The organism is Shewanella gelidii (assembly GCF_014647855.1).
Taxonomy (GTDB): Bacteria; Pseudomonadota; Gammaproteobacteria; order Enterobacterales; family Shewanellaceae; genus Shewanella; species Shewanella gelidii.
Map to the genome: position 1 here is coordinate 116,268 of NZ_BMPZ01000004.1, position 17,187 is coordinate 133,454.

General features: G+C 45.6%; 15 protein-coding genes. 5 read left to right on the forward strand and 10 right to left on the reverse strand.

What is annotated here, in order from left to right; genetic code table 11:
* Nucleotides 1-56 precede the first annotated feature (56 nt).
* The 6 genes from IEY18_RS09695 to IEY18_RS09720 all read right to left on the reverse strand — a co-directional run bounded on the left by IEY18_RS09695 (nucleotide 57) and on the right by IEY18_RS09720 (nucleotide 6,810).
* Nucleotides 57-3,236, reverse strand: coding sequence for an efflux RND transporter permease subunit (locus IEY18_RS09695; RefSeq protein WP_188920235.1), 3,180 nt, complete (start codon nucleotides 3,234-3,236; stop codon nucleotides 57-59).
* A gap of 9 nt (nucleotides 3,237-3,245) precedes the next feature.
* On the reverse strand, nucleotides 3,246-4,724 hold the full coding sequence (locus tag IEY18_RS09700) for an efflux RND transporter periplasmic adaptor subunit (protein ID WP_188920237.1): 1,479 nt from the start codon (nucleotides 4,722-4,724) through the stop codon (nucleotides 3,246-3,248).
* 26 nt (nucleotides 4,725-4,750) lie between these two features.
* Nucleotides 4,751-5,242, reverse strand: a complete 492-nt coding sequence (locus IEY18_RS09705; protein ID WP_188920239.1) for a heavy metal-binding domain-containing protein — start codon at nucleotides 5,240-5,242, stop codon at nucleotides 4,751-4,753.
* 149 nt (nucleotides 5,243-5,391) lie between these two features.
* On the reverse strand, nucleotides 5,392-5,802 hold the full coding sequence (locus IEY18_RS09710) for a hypothetical protein (protein WP_188920241.1): 411 nt from the start codon (nucleotides 5,800-5,802) through the stop codon (nucleotides 5,392-5,394).
* A gap of 114 nt (nucleotides 5,803-5,916) precedes the next feature.
* Nucleotides 5,917-6,351 (reverse strand): DUF2057 family protein, encoded by a 435-nt coding sequence (locus tag IEY18_RS09715; RefSeq protein WP_188920243.1) that lies wholly within the window; start codon nucleotides 6,349-6,351, stop codon nucleotides 5,917-5,919.
* A gap of 93 nt (nucleotides 6,352-6,444) precedes the next feature.
* Nucleotides 6,445-6,810 (reverse strand): hypothetical protein, encoded by a 366-nt coding sequence (locus tag IEY18_RS09720; RefSeq protein WP_188920245.1) that lies wholly within the window; start codon nucleotides 6,808-6,810, stop codon nucleotides 6,445-6,447.
* Between the two features lie 395 nt (nucleotides 6,811-7,205).
* Between IEY18_RS09720 and IEY18_RS09725 the strand changes: the two genes are divergently transcribed.
* Nucleotides 7,206-7,769 (forward strand): NapC/NirT family cytochrome c, encoded by a 564-nt coding sequence (locus IEY18_RS09725; RefSeq protein WP_188920247.1) that lies wholly within the window; start codon nucleotides 7,206-7,208, stop codon nucleotides 7,767-7,769.
* 104 nt (nucleotides 7,770-7,873) lie between these two features.
* On the opposite strand, the gene IEY18_RS09730 is transcribed toward IEY18_RS09725, so the two are convergent.
* The 3 genes from IEY18_RS09730 to rsmD form a co-directional block, all read right to left on the reverse strand.
* Nucleotides 7,874-9,430 carry a methyl-accepting chemotaxis protein gene (locus IEY18_RS09730; RefSeq protein ID WP_188920249.1) on the reverse strand — a complete coding sequence of 519 codons (1,557 nt, stop codon included), beginning with the start codon at nucleotides 9,428-9,430 and terminating at the stop codon, nucleotides 7,874-7,876.
* 333 nt (nucleotides 9,431-9,763) lie between these two features.
* Nucleotides 9,764-10,039 (reverse strand): DUF1145 domain-containing protein, encoded by a 276-nt coding sequence (locus IEY18_RS09735; protein WP_188920251.1) that lies wholly within the window; start codon nucleotides 10,037-10,039, stop codon nucleotides 9,764-9,766.
* Nucleotides 10,040-10,630: a 16S rRNA (guanine(966)-N(2))-methyltransferase RsmD gene (gene rsmD, locus IEY18_RS09740; RefSeq protein WP_188920253.1), complete on the reverse strand. Its 591-nt coding sequence runs from the start codon at nucleotides 10,628-10,630 to the stop codon at nucleotides 10,040-10,042.
* Between the two features lie 283 nt (nucleotides 10,631-10,913).
* On the opposite strand from rsmD, the gene ftsY reads away from it, so the two are divergent.
* From ftsY to rpoH, 4 genes are all read left to right on the forward strand, one after another.
* The gene (ftsY, locus tag IEY18_RS09745; protein ID WP_188920255.1) at nucleotides 10,914-12,881 is read left to right on the forward strand and encodes a signal recognition particle-docking protein FtsY; all 1,968 of its coding nucleotides are present in this window, start codon (nucleotides 10,914-10,916) and stop codon (nucleotides 12,879-12,881) included.
* A gap of 51 nt (nucleotides 12,882-12,932) precedes the next feature.
* A complete protein-coding gene (gene ftsE, locus IEY18_RS09750) occupies nucleotides 12,933-13,604 on the forward strand; it encodes a cell division ATP-binding protein FtsE (RefSeq protein ID WP_188920257.1) in 672 nt (223 codons plus the stop codon).
* Nucleotides 13,604-14,590: a permease-like cell division protein FtsX gene (gene ftsX / locus IEY18_RS09755; RefSeq protein ID WP_188920259.1), complete on the forward strand. Its 987-nt coding sequence runs from the start codon at nucleotides 13,604-13,606 to the stop codon at nucleotides 14,588-14,590. The genes ftsE and ftsX overlap by 1 nt, the downstream gene beginning before the upstream one ends.
* A 246-nt stretch (nucleotides 14,591-14,836) precedes the next feature.
* On the forward strand, nucleotides 14,837-15,694 hold the full coding sequence (gene rpoH / locus IEY18_RS09760; RefSeq protein ID WP_188920261.1) for an RNA polymerase sigma factor RpoH: 858 nt from the start codon (nucleotides 14,837-14,839) through the stop codon (nucleotides 15,692-15,694).
* A gap of 59 nt (nucleotides 15,695-15,753) precedes the next feature.
* Here the strand turns inward: rpoH and menE are convergent, their stop codons facing one another.
* On the reverse strand, nucleotides 15,754-17,187 hold the full coding sequence (gene menE / locus IEY18_RS09765) for an o-succinylbenzoate--CoA ligase (RefSeq protein ID WP_188920263.1): 1,434 nt from the start codon (nucleotides 17,185-17,187) through the stop codon (nucleotides 15,754-15,756).

The window sequence follows — 17,187 nt, forward strand, 5'->3', positions numbered from 1 at the left end:
GCGCTAAAAATTCAGCCAGCATATTTGCTGGCTGAATGGGTGATGAGAGCTGCTATTTAGTTGCGAGAAGAATCTCCAAGTCGTGGCTCGTCTGGTGCGCTATCGCTGCAAATCAATGTTCTGCGATAGATGATTAAGTAGAGTGCGGGTAGTACAAATAGTGATAGCAATGGTGCAGTAATCATGCCTCCGACCATCGGCGCTGCAATTTTTTGCATCACATCATTTCCTGAACCTGCGCCCCACATAATAGGCAACAAACCAAAGAAAATAGTGGCAACTGTCATTGCTTTTGGGCGGATCCGCATCACGGCGCCGTCAATCAAGGCTGCTTTTAGGTCTGAAATTGTACTGAATTGACCTTTTTCTTTGGCGTACTGAATCGCGTTATTCAAATAGACCAGCATCACTACACCAAATTCTGCAGCAACACCGGCAAGAGCAATCATACCGACAGCAACGGCGACAGAAATATTGTAGTCAAGTAGGTATAAAAGCCAAGTGCTTCCCACGAGTGCAAAGGGCAAGCTCAACATGATAATACTTGCTTGTAGCCCTGAGCCGAAGGTCATCATAAGCAATATAAAGATCACTGCTAAAGCCATCGGAATTACCTGTTGTAGCTTGGCGTCGACCCGCTGCATATATTCATATTGGCCAGCAAAACTATAGCTATAACGGGCCGGTAGCTTCAAATCAGCCTGTAAAGCTTGCTTTGCGGCTTGAATATATTCACCAATAGATGTGCCTTCTATGTCAACGAAAACCCAAGAAATGAGCCGGCCATTTTCACTTTTCAACATCGGCGCGCCTTCAGAAATTACGATATCTGCTAGGTTCCCCAAAGGTAAATAGTGGCCTGTTTTTGTGATAACAGGCAGGGTTTTGAGCTTTTCTATGTTGTCTCTTAATTCGCGAGGATATCTTAAATTGATGGGGTATCGTTCAGCACCTTGTACGGATTCACCAATTTCCATTCCGCCAATAGCAAAACGAACGACGTCTTGAATATCTTTGAGTGTCATTCCATATCGCGAGGCGACATCGAGCTTGGGACTGATGTCTATGTAACGGCCACCGCCGACACGTTCAGCGTAAGCGGATTGAGTGTGCGGCAGTTGGTTTAAGATTGACTCAATGCGGGTGCCGATATCTTGTAATTGTTTGACATCTTGTCCGGTAATTTTGATGCCCACAGGGGTCTTAATGCCTGTCGACAACATATCAATACGGGTTTTAATGGGTTGTACCCAGGCATTGGTCAATCCAGGGATTTTGACGGTCTTTTGTAGCTTGTCGATGATATCCTCAAGTTGGATATCAGGCCCCCACTCCTCTTGAGGCTTCAACATAATCGTGGTTTCCAGCATGGTCAGTGGAGCAGGATCGGTTGCTGTTTCTGCGCGACCGACTTTACCGAAGACTCTGGCAACTTCGGGAACAGTTTTGATCAGCCGATCCGTTTGTTGCAAGACCTCTGCTGCTTTACTGGCACTAATACCTGGCAAAGCGGTGGGCATATAAAGTAAGTCTCCCTCATTGAGATCTGGCATAAATTCACTACCCATTCGATTGGCTGGATACCAAGCACTCACAAGAGTGGCCAGTGCAATAACCAGTGTGAACTTGGGAAATTTAAGTACCCATTTTAATGCAGGACGATAAAGCGCGATGAGGGCTCGGCTGAATGGGTTGGCTGATTCTGCGGGGATTTTTCCTCTGATGAAATACCCCATCAGAATTGGCACGAGTGTAATGGATAATATTGCGGCCGCCGCCATGGCAAAGGTTTTGGTATAAGCAAGCGGGCTAAACAAGCGCCCTTCTTGTGCTTCCAATGAAAAAACTGGCACAAAGCTTAACGTGATGATCAGCAGGGAAAAGAATAGCGCAGGACCGACTTCTATCGATGCTTTTGCGACGATTTGCCAATGCTCTGTTGGTGAGGGTTGTCTGCCCTCGTCGTCCTTAAAGTGCTCTAGATGTTTATGAAGGTTTTCTATCATGACAATGGCGCCATCGACGACGGCACCAATCGCAATGGCGATCCCGCCAAGGCTCATGATATTGGCATTAACTCCCATTTTGTTCATCACGATGAATGCGATCAAAATTGAAAGTGGCAAGGTAATGACGGCAACTAGCGTTGAACGCGCGTGCAGTAAAAATAGTAAACACACGAGACCAACAACTAACATCTCTTCAATGACTTTATTGAAGAGATTATCGACCGAATTGTTGATGAGCTGTGAGCGATCATAGGTCGGAACGATTTCGACGCCTTCAGGTAGCCCTGACTTGAGTTCTGCAAGCTTCGCTTTTACTGCGTCGATTGTCGCTAATGCATTTTCTCCGTACCGCATCACGATAATACCGCCGACGACCTCGCCTTGGCCGTCAAGCTCGGCAATTCCGCGGCGAGAAGCAGGCCCTTTTCTGATCGTTGCTATATCTTTTAAGGTTAAAGGAGTGCCGGAAGGGCTGGTTAATCCAAGTGGAATGGATTTAAAGTCATTTAAGGTTTGTCGGTAACCTTTGGCGCGTACCATATATTCAGCTTCGGCCATTTCAATGACAGAGCCTCCAGCCTCTGAATTGGTATCATTAACCGCTTTTAAAACCGCAGCAATGTCTAGCTTATATTGCGCCATTTTGTCGGGTTCGATGACGATCTGATAGGTCTGTTCCATACCGCCTACGGTTGCCACTTCAGAGACGCCTGCAACGCTTTGGAGTTCAAGCTTTAAGTACCAGTCTTGAAGGCTTTTTAACTGGGATAAATCCAGTGAACCGGAATGATCAACCAGTGCATATTCAAAGATCCACCCGACACCTGAAGCGTCTGGGCCAAGCGTAGGTAGAACTCCCTGCGGCAACCGGCTACTCACTTGACTTAAGTATTCAAGCACACGTGATCGTGCCCAATAAATATCAGTGCCATCTTCAAAAATCACATAAACGTAAGAGTCGCCAAAGAAGGAGTAACCACGAACAGTTTTAGCGCCAGGTACGGCGAGCATTGCGGTTGAAAGTGGATAGGTGACCTGCTCTTCAACCAACTTCGGCGCTTGGCCTGTATACGGGGTTTTAATGATGACTTGCACATCGGACAGATCCGGCAATGCATCTAGCGGTGTTTGGCGCAGTGCTTGTATGCCCCAAACGGTAATCATCAAGGCGACAATGAGCACCATTACGCGTTGTTGAATTGAGGCTTGGATTATTTTAGCTAGCATGTTGGTCTCCTAGTGCTCATGGCCGCTACTAAGGCGCATTAAGCTGCCTTTGAGACTGGCTTCAGAGTCCAATAAAAACTGACCAGAAAGGACAACCTGCTCACCTTCAGATAAGCCACTGACGATCTCGGCTTTTCCTTGGCTTAGCATGCCCAAGGACACCTGGCGTGCAACAAAGCTATTGTCACTTTGCTTGACGATGACTCGGTTTTCTTGACCGGTTTGGATCAATGCTTCTTGAGGGATGATGAGTAACCCTCGTTTGGCACCGCCATATAACGACACTTTAGCTAAGGTGTTGGGTCTGAGTTCGGCTTGGTTATTATTGAGAACAATGCGAACGCGTAAACTGCGAGTCATTGGATCGAGTTCTGGGTAGATATAATCGATCTTGCCTTCAATATCAGTAAGGTTCATTGCCGGTATGGAAACCTCTGCGGGTTGGCCTAAAGTTAACCAGCTTTGTTCATTCTCAAAAACGTCTGCAATCACCCAAACTTTCGACAAGTCGACTAGAGACATCACCTCTGTCATGGGCTGAATATACATGCCATCACGTACTGATAAGTTTTGAACGATGCCATCCTGCGTGGCATAAAAAGGTACTTTATAAAGTGTCTTTTGATTTTTGGCGAGCTGTTCAATCTGTGGCTTTGTCATGCCAAGCAGCTCTAGTCGTAGTTGAGAACGTCGCACGAGATCTTGGTAATTACCGTTGTTTGCAGAGCGATTTAAGGTATCAAGTGCCAGTAAATAGTCGTCTTGTGCGTTGATTAAATCGGGAGAATATAGCTCATAGAGCAAGTCACCTTTCGTTATTTTATCGCCAATTGCAGAGACTTTTAGTTTTTCGATCCAGCCGCTAACACGGGAGTGAATGTGTTGAATTTGGCTCTCATCATAGTCGACATGGCCAACGGTTTGGACGTATTTCCACAGCATTCCACGCTTCACCTCAGCAACTTTTATCGCGAGTGCTTGCTGAATACTGCCGGAGACTTGGATTTGCAGTTCTTCAAGGTTGCCGCCTGTTTCTACCGGCTCTAAGTCCATGCCGCAAATGGGGCAGCTACTTGGATCGTCGCTAATGATATGGGCGTGCATTGGGCATACATATTTAATACTTGATGGCTGTTCCGGCTCAGTTAAAGAACTTTGCACTTGGTTAAAAATGTCTGCTTGATGACTGTCTCTTGGGGCGGCAGCATGGGGTGCGGTATGGTCATGATCTGAATGTGCAGAATCTTGTGCCGACGTCGCACTGTTAGCTTGGGTTAAAAACATATTGCACACTGCGCACCGGCCTGCTTCATGGCTTGCTTGCTCAGGATGCATTGGGCAGCTATATATTTGCGGTTGCTCAATCGTTGCCTGCGCATTTCCACTGAATGTGCTGAAAACAAATAACGTCATCATTAGGGTCACTGACGTTGCTACTTTTACCATAGCCTTAGGCTTGGCTTGGATACTCTTGTATAAATTGATCATGACGATGCCTCATCTCCACTCAGCGATTAGCTATGGTGTTTGTGTGACTTTGTGTTTGCGACAGGCTTGAGAGCCATGCCGCATTTTGGACACGAGTCGCCTTGTTGTCCTTTGACCTTTGGGTGCATCGGACAATGGTATTTTGTATGCGTCATCTTGTGCTTTGAATGTGGCTTGGTTTGTTGACCAATGGGGGTTAAGTCCATGCCGCATTTTGGACACGAGTCGCCTTGTTGCCCTTTGACCTTTGGATGCATCGGACAATGGTACTTTGCGTGCGTCATCTTGTGTTTTGCGTGTGGCTTGGTTTGTTGACCAATGGGGGTTAAGTTCATGCCGCATTTTGGACAAGAGTCGCCTTGTTGTCCTTTGATTTTGGGGTGCATCGGGCAGTGATAGCCTTGGCTTTCTTGTTGAGAGTGAGGCTGGGTAGATTGTGTTTCGGCTGCAGCAAAAACCTTCGTTTGAAAGGTTAGTAGGCTGAATGCAACGAGCAGAAAGCTCATGATGATTTTCATAAATATAGCTCCAAACTCCTTTACTAAATGTACAAAGGAGCGTGTTTAATCACGTAAATGCGCAATTGAAACCAATATTTCAATAGCGATGTTTGTCCGTTTAATACTGAAAAGAAACGGTTTAAGGAATACGTATTATTTAGGCGTTATCACACAATTGGAGGGCGTAAATTTTTTGTCAATTCAATCGAGTGGAAATGAGGCATTGCTGTAGCCAATGAAGGTTCTGATGGGCTAAATCCTGGCCAAGATTTAGCTTGGTGTAAATTTGCAGTTGTTGCAATGACGAGGCAATGTTTGCAGTCATCCGAGCATTGCTCTGAGCCATTGCAGCAATGATTTGATTGATGGGTCTCAGAGTGGGCAATGTCACTCTGTTGAACATCTTTCGTCTCGTCAGCAGTATCATGGCAGGCTGATTGCTGCATTTGTGGCACCATGGTTTGCTGTGGTTCCGCAGCTTCGGCAACCATCCAGTGACCGTCAGACAATAAGCCCTGCCCCAAAAAACTGAGCATAATTAATAGGACTAAAATCTTACTAAGCACTGAATGAATCATTGTCTTCCCATTGCATCAACTTTTTGATTCTATCATGAGAATGTGAAAATGCACTGCTTCATGTCGAAAAACTAATGTTTGCCGCATTCCGCAGAGCATCTTCATGGTATTGCACTAGTGACCTAATATCACTTGCAGCATCAGCTGCTTTTGTGTGACAAGGTCAATTTGGCGTCGATTACCCTGTGTATCCAGTAAATAGACGACTGGCGCATCAACAAAAGCACGCGCATCTTCTTCGGAGTTGATGTTCGCAGTAACCAAGCGATACGCTTGAGAATCTTGTAACTCTATCGGTAGATAAAGTGCTTGTGATGTGACTCGTGCGCCAGTGTCATCTGCATTTGACTCAAATAAATCGTCATATTGAAGTTCTAACAGGTGTTCACCTTCAGACAGCTGGATCTGCGACACTCCGGTGACGGCTTGCCCATTGAGGGAGCGGATCTCTAAGCTTTCTGGGAGAGATACGCTCGCGGCATGAGTAATACTTGAGCCCAAAGCTAGTGTGGATGCAACTAACGCAGATAGCAGAGTTAAGTTTTTCATAATAAGTCTCCAGTGCGAAGCCGGTCGGCTCGCAATCTAATTCACTAAAAGTTGAAATCTAATCGTAAAGAGGTGAGTGCAACATTTGTGCTTTTAGAGAATTGGCGGGAGTTGCTCAGGTTTGAGCTCTGCGGTTTGAACCGCCCAGAATTTCGTATCAATGGCTTCAGAGCCATCGAGAGTGGTGATGAGCTGCAAATCGATACTGGTTAAATAAAGTTGACCACATGCTGATGTTGGGCAGGGTGTTGCTGAATATTGACTACATTGGTTCGATGTTGATGAAGACGAGAGCTGAGGATCTTGGTTACTGTGTTCGACGGAAGCCAAGTTTGCCACCATCGCTTCAGCTTGAACCGATATTAGGTTAGAACTTGAATCATTAGACGCATACGCGGGGAGTATCAGCTGAATAAGTAAAACTATCGCGAGTAATATATGTTGTCGTTGTTTTGACATATTCACTCTCCTTCATTGCGATAATTTTGATGTTCCAATATTTCAAAAGACCTAGAAATTAAAAAAAATATTTCAAAAAAATTGTGAAAAATGGTGCAAACTATACAAATGCAACAATAATTTAATTTTAGTCACACTAAATTTTTTCTTAATACTGATTAATATCAATGTGATTAAGATCAAAATTATTTCAATGTGGTGCAGTAATCTATCTTTAGCTGAAGCGCATGTAAGGTAAAAAAGTGGTCTACGATAAAGTAATCGCTGCCATAATTAGAGCTGGATCTCAATTTGTGCTTTTTGAGTCGGATCAAACGAGTCAACCTAGCTTATAATGTATTTCTTAAAAAACTAAATAATATAATTCAGATAAAGAATTAAATTGGAGAAGAGTAATGAATTGGCGTGCCCTGTTTAAACCTAGCGCAAAATTCTCAGTACTGGCTTTACTGGTCGTCGGTATTGTTATTGGTGTGGTTGGCTATTTTGCGACCCAGCAAACCTTACATATTACGAGTTCAGATGAATTTTGTATGACTTGTCATAGCAACCATTCACTGAAAGATGAAGTTCTTGCCTCTGCCCATGGCGGCGGCAGCGCAGGTATCGTGGTTGAGTGTCAACAATGTCACCTTCCGCAAGAGCCAATTAATTACCTCATCAAGAAGATTATTGTTTCGAAAGACATTATCGGCTACATGACGATAGATGGATTTAACACACAAGAATGGTTGGATGAAAACCGTAGAGAGCAAGCTGATCTAGCGCGCGACTTCCTACGCTCAATCGACTCTTCAACCTGTCAAAACTGTCACTCTCGTATCTATGAAGATCAGCCTGAAGCGATGAGCAAAATGGCGAAGAGAATGCATGCAAGGAACTTCAAGAAAGATCCTGACAAGAGAAAGACCTGTATTGATTGTCACAAAGGTATTGTTCACCCATACCCGAAGAAGTAAAACGTTTGCTTCCTTCATATAGACAATGAATTGAAAAAGTCCTCGCAGTGAGGACTTTTTTATTGGTTAAAATTCAGTTGCTTGTTAGCGCAGTTGTTTTGATATCACTCGCGTTTAAAGCAGGTCACTAACTCGTGCAGTTGCTTGGCAACGGCCTGAGTGTTTTCAATGCTTTCCACAGAGTGCTGCGCGCGATCGAGGCTATTCACCGACAGTTCGGAAATATTAATGACCTGTCGATTAATATCTTCAGAGACCTTTGCCTGCTCTTCAACTGCAGAGGCCATATGGGTCGACATGGATGCAATGGTTTCCATAGAAGCTCCGATCTCAGTGAGCATTGATTCAGTACTATGAACATTTTGCATACCTACTTCCGCGTCTTTGGTGCCTTGTTGCGCAATTTTTACAGCTTGTTGAGCGCTACTAATTAACCCCGTCGTAATGGTATGGATCTCTTTGGTTGAAATTTGGGTGCGCATTGCCAATTGTCTAACTTCATCGGCGACCACGGCAAACCCGCGTCCTTGCTCGCCTGCTCGAGCAGCTTCAATCGCTGCATTCAGAGCTAGTAAATTGGTTTGCTCCGCGATTTGTTCGATCATCTGCGTGACTTGGGCGATGTTCTCTGTTTGGTTGGATAAGCTGCTGACAGCTTCACAAACATTGTGCACTGTATTTTGCAGCTGCGAGATTGAAGCTGTCGTAGTCGCCACCATTTTCTGGCTGGACATGGCTTGGTGGTGAGCTGACTTAGCGTGATCGGCGGTCTGTTGGACGTGCTGGGCGACATCAGAAATTGTTGCCGTCATTTCATTCATCGCCGTAGCGACTTGTTCCGTCTCCGCTTGCTGGTCGATCATGTTGTCACAGGCTTGATTGGAAAGCTTAAGGCCAATATCAGATTGGTTTGCAACGCCCAAGGCGGCATCTTCAATACGCGTGAGTACAGCACCTAAATGGGCTTGTTCGCTTTTGATTGCGACTTTGACGCCACCAAGACCGGGCTTGTCTTTGGTATACGTGTTGATAGCAAGTGGATGTTTAAAAGCACTATCAAGTTGGCCATTTAACATGTTGAGGTTGGTCTGTTTGGTTTGAGACATCCAAACGGCATAAATCGCGGTAATCGCCACAAATGTCAATGCCGCGACCTGAGGGAATGACGCAAGATATAACAATGCACAAAGTATTGTCGCCGCGACAAGAAATTGGTTTTCTTTACCAAGGGGGATATCGATTTTTTTTGCTGAACCGGCATTAATTGAACGATAAAGCTTTTCTGCTCGCTCAATATGTTCTCTGGTTGGGCATGATCGAACTGACTCGTAACCGACAATCTGTCCATCTTGGGTAATTGGAGTTATGTATGCGTCTACCCAATAATAATCACCATTTTTACAACGATTTTTAACCATTCCCATCCAAGGTTTACCTTGTTTGAGATGTTGCCACATGACCTCAAATGCTTGGGGAGGCATATCCGGGTGGCGCACTAAGTTATGTGGCTGACCAATGAGTTCTTCGCGGCTGTAACCACTAATTTCGACAAAGGCATCATTGCAGTGTTGGATGGTTCCAACGAGATCCGTATTGGAAATGAGTTTGGTGGTTGGCGCAAACGTACGTTCGCTATCTGTGATAGGTAAATTTTTTCTCATGATTACAGTCCATGTATAGTTTGCGTTTCGCAAACAAGGTTGCATCCAAGCAAAGGAGTCACATCGTGTTAATGAGTAATGCGCGAAAGCAGAACTAATAGCAACACCGCCTTTAGGCTAAGTCCTATTAAGTCTAGTCGATATAAAATTGGCCGGGGGATTTATAAGGTTAATTATGTAAGATTCTGTTTTTCAGGTCTTTTTATGCTATTTTTGTGTATTTTTTGAGGGTTTGTGCGTGTGGTTCTAACAAAAACAAGTGTGTTGAACAGGCTGATTTTCATGCTTAAGTATGAAGGTGCTGGCGAGGTTGGCTGACCAGCACTTATTTCTCTATTGGCCTTGCTTAAGTACTCTTTGGCGATACTCTAAAAGCGTAAACACACCAAATAACATCACTTGTAAATAGTCTCGCAACTTGAGAGTCATCAGCTGTTTGAATAGCGAGTGGAATATGAATGCTTGAACGGCATGCATGACGCAAGTGATCATCAGTAAAACATTGAGCAGCAGAGCAATTTTTCCTTCGAATGGCATTGCTAAGTTATAGAACATAATCAGCCATGCAAAGAGCGTAATGAGTTTACCAAGGGTGACTAGCACTTTCATTTATTGGGTCTCCGAAGTCGGTAGATATTGATAAAGCCTAAAGCATACTTGGCCTGCTTTCTTCTCTTTTAAAAGCTGCCAATTCGGTGGCACTGCGTTGCAATCCCAATTGGATTCTGTTTCTACATAAATGAGTGCATGTGGATTAAGCCAGCCATTTGCCGTCAGTTGCTGTAGGCAAGGTTCGGCAAGATCTTTATTGAAAGGGGGGTCGACAAAAATGATATCGAATCCCACAGAGCATGGTGCAGCTAAAAACTGAAGCGCATCTCCCTTTATGACTTTGGCGTTGTCGCATTGAAGCGTTGCAAGATTGGTAGAGAGCTGCTTTGCCGCACTTGCTTGCAGCTCTAATATTGTGGCATGACCGGCATAGCGAGAAAGAGCTTCAAGACTTAAAGCCCCTGTGCCAGCGAAACAATCTAAAACGCGCGCACCAGCAATATCGGGTGCGAGCCAATTGAACAATGTTTCTCGCACACGATCGGTTGTGGGTCTTAACCCTTCAAGGTCGTGGATCGGTAGTCGACGTGAACGCCATTGGCCGCCAATAATTCTGACTTGGCCGCTTTGGCTCCGATTTTTAGCCATCTTGCCCTCTAATTTTGACTGCTGCTAGAAAGTGGTAGACTATAGCTCACTTTATGTTTGCTAACGCGGCACACCTTCTTGCTGATAAACCCCAAACAAATATGTGGCGGATTTTTCGCTGTTTTTGAGCGCGCTATTCTAGCCTAATTAGGTTGAAAAAGTTGAGAACTTGATAGGCTAACCACAAATTGATCTGCTTTGGGCGTAATCATTGTTGGAATTTGGTATAACGGCATGGGCAAAACAGAAACTGCACATTGAAAGTTAGGTATTGGTATAAAACATGGCAAAGAAAGGTTTTTTTTCCTGGTTTCGCAAAGACAAACCTGAAGCAGAGGTTGAAGCGGAAACAGAGGTGGTTTCAGATTTACCCACCGAACAGACTGACGAAGACAGTACGTCCGAGCAAATTATTGAACCGTCATCAGAGCAAGCGCTAGAGCCTTCGGACGAGTCGGGATTTGCAGGTGAGGCTGAGATAGAGCCTGCAGCTGAAGAAAATGTTGCGAGTGATGAGGTCGACGCCCCAAAAACTGCTGTGGACGAGTCCACCGAGATTCAGCAAGAGACCGAAGTGACGGTCGTTGAAGATGAAGATGATGATGACGAAGCCGTTGTCATTGAAGAAGAAGCGACATTCATTGAAGCTGAGCCGGCTCCAGAGCTTGGGCAAGATCTGGAACAGCAAACTGATTCTGAAGAGCTGGATGTCGAAGGCGAAGCGTCGGCGCAACAGCGCATCGAAGAAGTTGAAGAAGCTAACGTAGAAGCGACTGTAGAGGAGGCTGATGAAGCCGTTGAGGAGCCGGTGGAGACATCGACTCAACCTCAAAAGCAAGGTTTCTTTGCTCGTTTTAAGCGCGGTTTTGAAGCCGAACAACCCTCAGAGCCCCAAGCTGAAGCTGCTTCCGTGTCGGATGTCGAAGATACCGCGCCACCTGAGCCGACAGATAATACAGATCTGGCGACGAATGCCGTTGAACCCGCTGTTGAAGAAAGCAAGTCACAAGCCATTGCAGCTGAAGTAACAGAATTAGTAGAAGGTGAATCAGCTGCCCACAGCGACGATGTGCAAGTTGAAGATGCGACTGAACTGGAAGATATAGCGGCTCAATTTGAAAGTGAGCAAGCCTCTGAACAAAATGACATTGAGCTTGTTGAAGAGCAGTCTGCAGATGAGGTTGAAGTCGCAGAAGTTGAAGAGTCTGATGCTGAAGAATCAGAAGCTGAGCTTGACGTCGATGACGCAGCAGCAGAGTCTGAGGTGGTCGACGCCGAGTCGGATGGATTAGAAGCTCAACCTGAACCTCAAGCCCGTCCGCAAAAAGAAGGTTTCTTTGCACGCTTAAAACGAGGGCTATTACGCACCAGCGAGAATATTGGTAGTGGCTTTATTGGCCTGTTCAAAGGCAAAAAGATTGATGATGATCTTTTCGAAGAATTAGAAGAGCAGCTGCTTATTGCTGATGTTGGTGTAGAAACCACGACTCGATTAATTGAAAAGTTGACTGACCACGCCTCTCGTAAACAGTTAAAAGATGCTGAAGCGCTCTATGAGTTGATGCAAGAGGAAATGCAAAAAACTCTGGAGCCAGTCAGCATTCCATTGGTGCCAGAAAACAGCGAAGGCCCATTTGTCATCCTCATGGTTGGTGTAAATGGCGTGGGTAAAACCACGACGATTGGTAAATTGGCCAAACAATATCAAAGCCAAGGCAAATCAGTCATGCTGGCTGCTGGCGATACATTCCGTGCCGCAGCGGTTGAGCAGCTTCAAGTTTGGGGGCAGCGGAATGAGATCCCTGTGATTGCGCAGCATACAGGGGCTGACAGTGCGTCTGTTTTATTTGATGCGTTACAAGCTGCAAAGGCGCGTAATGTCGATGTACTTATCGCAGATACCGCTGGCCGTTTGCAGAACAAAGGCCACCTGATGGAAGAGTTGAAAAAAGTGGTTCGAGTAATGCAAAAGCTTGATGCGACAGCACCCCATGAGGTGATGCTGACGCTAGATGCATCGACGGGGCAGAATGCAATAAGCCAAGCACAGTTGTTCCAAGAAGCAGTTGGCGTATCGGGTATCACCATTACCAAGTTGGATGGCACAGCAAAAGGTGGGGTGATTTTTGCGATAGCAGATAAATTTGGTATCCCAATCCGTCATATCGGCGTTGGTGAGCAAATTGACGATTTGAGAGTATTTGAAGCGAAGAGTTTTATTGACGCACTCTTTAGTCAAGAAAACAACTAAGCGAAAACAACAGCAGTAATCAAGCGAACTTCGGACAATGATGGAGCATAGATGATTCGATTTGAGCAAGTGAGTAAGGTGTATTCCGGTGGCCAAAAGGCACTGAATGATGTGAGTGTTCACCTGCAAAAAGGTGAAATGGCATTTCTAACCGGGCACTCCGGTGCGGGCAAAAGCACCTTGCTCAAGTTGATTACTGTGATTGAACGCGCAAGCGCTGGGCGACTATGGATTAATGGGCACGATATCGCTCAAGTAAAGCCAAAGCAGATCCCTTACTTGCGACGTGATATCGGGATGATTTTTCAAAACCATCACCTGTTAATGGATAAAACGGTTTTTGATAATGTGGCGTTGCCTTTAGTGATCGAAGGCTTTTCTCACGGTGAAATTCGCAAACGAGTCGCCGGTGCGCTTGATATGGTGGGCCTTTATGGCAAAGAAAAACACGCCCCTATTATGCTCTCTGGAGGAGAACAGCAACGGGTCGGCATTGCTCGGGCGATCGTAAATAAACCGCCTCTTTTGTTAGCCGATGAGCCAACCGGTAACTTAGATCCGAAACTTTCGATGGATATTCTACGTTTGTTCGAAACGTTCAATGACGCAGGGACAAGCGTTCTAATTGCAACGCATGATCTTGGGCTCATCGCCCGAATGAAGTATCGCACCCTCACGCTGAAGCAAGGGCGGTTACTCGGCGCACAGGAGTTACAACTCTAATGGCACAAGCATCGCGTCAACCTACGAAAGCGAAACCACTAAATCGCAGCAAACTTCCTTTATCTGGACGTATTGTGATGTTCTTTGTCCGCCATGTGCAGCAAGCCATGGCCAGCATGGGAGAACTGTGGCGTAATCCATTATCGTCAATCATGACAATGGCAGTGCTAGGAGTGAGCTTAAGTTTACCTGCAGCTTTACAGGTCTTAGTGAAAAATGCCGAATCGATTACCCAATCATGGAATAGCGCAGCTGAAATCTCATTATTTGTCGACGAAGGTCGCAGCGAACAGTCAATTCAAAGCTTAATCGCACGGATCCGCGTTTATCCTGAAATTGCCGAAGTGCAATATATTAGTCGGGAGCAAGCATTAGCAGAGTTCCAGCGCTTATCTGGTTTTGGAGAGGCTTTATCTTATCTTGATACGAATCCTCTGCCCGCCGTGGTCATGGTGACGCCCACAGTAAAGCACTCGAATCCGAAAGGAGCGCGTTTGCTCTTGAGTAAGCTAGAGCGAGAATCGGAAGTCAGCTTTGGTCGCTTAGATATTGAATGGTTAGAGCGACTACAAGCAGTGGTTCGCCTGTTGGAGCGTTCAGTTTTAGCCGTCGCCTTGTTATTGGTTCTGGCGGTAGTATTGGTCATTGGCAACACCATCCGCTTGGCAATTATGAATCGACGTACAGAAATTGAAGTGATGAAGCTTGTTGGCGCAACGGAATCGTTTATCCAACGGCCCTTTTTATATACCGGCATTTGGTTTGGAGTGATCGGCGGTATGCTTGCATGGCTCATTATTAATGTACTGGTTTGGTATCTTGAAGGCGCATTAGTGGAGTTATTGGGTCTGTATGGCAGTTCATTACAAATGCAGTCTTTAACGTTTGTAGAGTTGTTAGAATTGATGCTATTGGCCTCGTTCTTGGGCTGGTTAGGCTCGTTTTTATCGGTTCGGCAACATATTCGAGCAATCGAACCTTCTTAAAAATCCGTTAATCATATATTTCTTCTCTCAGCCTGTTCAGCTTTTGGCAGGCTTTGTCGTGGTATCAATAACTTCTTGGTGAAACTTTTTTGCGTATTTCCGGTCTATTAGGATGACAAAAATGTTTCAAGACATGCCAGAGTGTTGACATACTCTGTCATTTCGTCGATAGTTCAACGTCCGAATGTGATGTCACGCAGATGCACATGCGGAAGTCAGGCAAGTAGAGTGGTTTTAGGAGTAGTAATGACAGATAACACGCAATCAATGGCATTGATGGTTCCTCAGGGAAGCAGTAGCCTTGAAGCTTATATTCAATCGGTTAAAAGCATTACGATGCTGGATGCTGAACAGGAGTATGAGTTAGCGAAGCGTCTTCAAGAAACTGGTGATATTCAAGCCGCTAAAAAACTGATTATGTCTCACCTTCGTTTTGTGGTTCACGTGGCCAAAGGCTACGCTGGATACGGCTTACCACAGGCTGATTTGATTCAAGAAGGTAACATTGGCCTGATGAAGGCCGTAAAACGATTCGATCCCAATGTTGGGGTTCGATTGGTTTCGTTTGCAGTGCACTGGATTAAAGCTGAAATTCATGAATATGTACTGAAAAACTGGCGTATTGTGAAGGTCGCAACCACCAAAGCACAGCGCAAACTCTTCTTTAATCTGCGTAAAGCTAAGAAACGCCTAGGCTGGTTTAGCGATGATGAAGTCTCTATGGTTGCAGAAAATCTCGGGGTTTCCAAAGCCGATGTGACCGAAATGGAATCTCGGATGTCAGCGCAAGACCCTGCATTTGATCTTGCAAGTGACAATGATGATGACCAAGACTACGCACCGGTTCATTACTTAGAAGATCACTCTTCAGATCTTGCGGTTCAGGTTGAAAATGCCGACTGGGAAAGTAATTCTCAAGCAAGATTGCTTTCAGCGATTAAAACTTTGGATGAAAGAAGTCAGCATATCTTGCAGTCTCGCTGGTTAAATGAAGAAAAAACCACCTTGCAAGAACTTGCAGCGCATTACCAAGTTTCAGCAGAGCGTATTCGACAATTAGAAAAGAATGCGATGAATAAGCTGAAGGGCTGTATGCAAGCTTAGATTTCGGTTAAGACATTTAAAAACCTGCTTCGGCAGGTTTTTTTGTGTCTGAATATTGATCATGACTCTGCAAACTTAAGCGTTTGCCTGCGATCGGTGTTGTTGATGACCTGTGCTCGGGTAATTTTTAAACCTATCGCTTGTATGCCGCGAGGCCATGGGTAGTAATTCCGTGGTCGTTTAAAGCGCGCAATGTGCTGCAATAAGTATGCTTCCAGCTCGTGTTTACTGAGCGCGGCTTGCTCCGGGTAAATTTTTATAATGGCTGCGGGCAAGTGACCAAAGCGTTCATCAGGTTCGGCAAACACAATGGCGTCAGCAATGTGGGGTAACTGCTTGAGTGCTTGCTCGATCTCTTCGGGGTGAATATTTTCACCACCACAGACAAACATGTTATCTGCGCGTCCAACCACCTGCAAATGACCATTTTTCCATACGCCGATATCCTTAGTATCAAACCAACCATCGACTGTCAGAGGCAGCTGCCAAGGGCGATCTTTGTTGGCAGGGTTCACGTAACCCAAGCACAGGCAATCACCGGCAACTTGGATATGCCCCTGTTGAATACGCAGTTGACGACCGGGTAGCAGTTGGCCGCTCAGCCCATCCGCATTTGCTACAGATGTGGTAATTTGTGAGGCCATTTCCGTCATCCCATAGCTGCAAAATGCATGGAGGGAGAACCCTTTGAGTGCATGAATACTCGTTGGTGAAATCGCGCCACCGCCAAGCAGCAAATATTGCACGGACTGTAAGCTTTCTGGCGTGGTAAGCAGTTGCTGTAGTTGCGCTTCGACTAACGACACATGGCTCACTTGGTCTCGTGGTAATTGCACATTTAATGTGTTGCTCTCATCTTGGAGCACCACTGCGGCAGTAGCAATGGCACAACGGTTTAAAATTGCTAAGCCACCAATATGGAAAAGAGGGAGAGACAAGAGCCAGCGATGCTGTGAATGCAGTGGTATTTGGCTGGTGGCGCCTTCTGCACTTGCGATATGATTTTTTAGGCTATGGACAGCGGCTTTCGGGCTGCCGTTGCTACCGGACGTGAGTACAAAGTTAACGGCATGCTGCGGATTGATGACCCGAGGCTCGTTGTCAGCTGTCTGTTCAAAATCGATAGAAATCCGTTTTCCTTGCAAGTTAGGCAAATGACTTGGCGCCCAATAATGGTCAATCGAAAATTGTTGGCATAAGTCGTTTAACTGCTGGCTCGGAAATTTAGGAGACATCGGGCAAAAGATAGCTTCCGCCTCAATACATGCCCAGTAAAGAATAATGGCTTCAATACAATTGTGACTAATACTGGCCAATCGGTCATTGGGTGATAACCCTGCCAACTTTAGCTGTTGAGCGGCGCCTTGAATGCGGGCATAAAGCACTTGGTAATTCAACGCATGCCCATTGTGGATCAACGCAATTGCCTGAGGGTGCAATGTGGCTGCTTGTGCAAATGGGCTTATCTGAGGCGTGTTCAGGTGTGTTGTCAT

Excerpts from the sequence above, each read along its gene's own strand:
- IEY18_RS09725 (WP_188920247.1), top strand. The coding sequence starts at position 7,206 with ATGAATTGGCGTGCCCTGTTTAAACCTAGCGCAAAATTCTCAGTACTG.
- menE (WP_188920263.1), bottom strand. The coding sequence starts at position 17,187 with ATGACAACACACCTGAACACGCCTCAGATAAGCCCATTTGCACAAGCA.
- ftsE (WP_188920257.1), top strand. The coding sequence starts at position 12,933 with ATGATTCGATTTGAGCAAGTGAGTAAGGTGTATTCCGGTGGCCAAAAG.
- rpoH (WP_188920261.1), top strand. The coding sequence starts at position 14,837 with ATGACAGATAACACGCAATCAATGGCATTGATGGTTCCTCAGGGAAGC.
- ftsX (WP_188920259.1), top strand. The coding sequence starts at position 13,604 with ATGGCACAAGCATCGCGTCAACCTACGAAAGCGAAACCACTAAATCGC.
- IEY18_RS09720 (WP_188920245.1), bottom strand. The coding sequence starts at position 6,810 with ATGTCAAAACAACGACAACATATATTACTCGCGATAGTTTTACTTATT.
- IEY18_RS09710 (WP_188920241.1), bottom strand. The coding sequence starts at position 5,802 with ATGATTCATTCAGTGCTTAGTAAGATTTTAGTCCTATTAATTATGCTC.
- IEY18_RS09700 (WP_188920237.1), bottom strand. The coding sequence starts at position 4,724 with ATGATCAATTTATACAAGAGTATCCAAGCCAAGCCTAAGGCTATGGTA.
- IEY18_RS09735 (WP_188920251.1), bottom strand. The coding sequence starts at position 10,039 with ATGAAAGTGCTAGTCACCCTTGGTAAACTCATTACGCTCTTTGCATGG.
- rsmD (WP_188920253.1), bottom strand. The coding sequence starts at position 10,630 with ATGGCTAAAAATCGGAGCCAAAGCGGCCAAGTCAGAATTATTGGCGGC.
- IEY18_RS09715 (WP_188920243.1), bottom strand. The coding sequence starts at position 6,351 with ATGAAAAACTTAACTCTGCTATCTGCGTTAGTTGCATCCACACTAGCT.
- IEY18_RS09705 (WP_188920239.1), bottom strand. The coding sequence starts at position 5,242 with ATGAAAATCATCATGAGCTTTCTGCTCGTTGCATTCAGCCTACTAACC.
- ftsY (WP_188920255.1), top strand. The coding sequence starts at position 10,914 with ATGGCAAAGAAAGGTTTTTTTTCCTGGTTTCGCAAAGACAAACCTGAA.
- IEY18_RS09730 (WP_188920249.1), bottom strand. The coding sequence starts at position 9,430 with ATGAGAAAAAATTTACCTATCACAGATAGCGAACGTACGTTTGCGCCA.
- IEY18_RS09695 (WP_188920235.1), bottom strand. The coding sequence starts at position 3,236 with ATGCTAGCTAAAATAATCCAAGCCTCAATTCAACAACGCGTAATGGTG.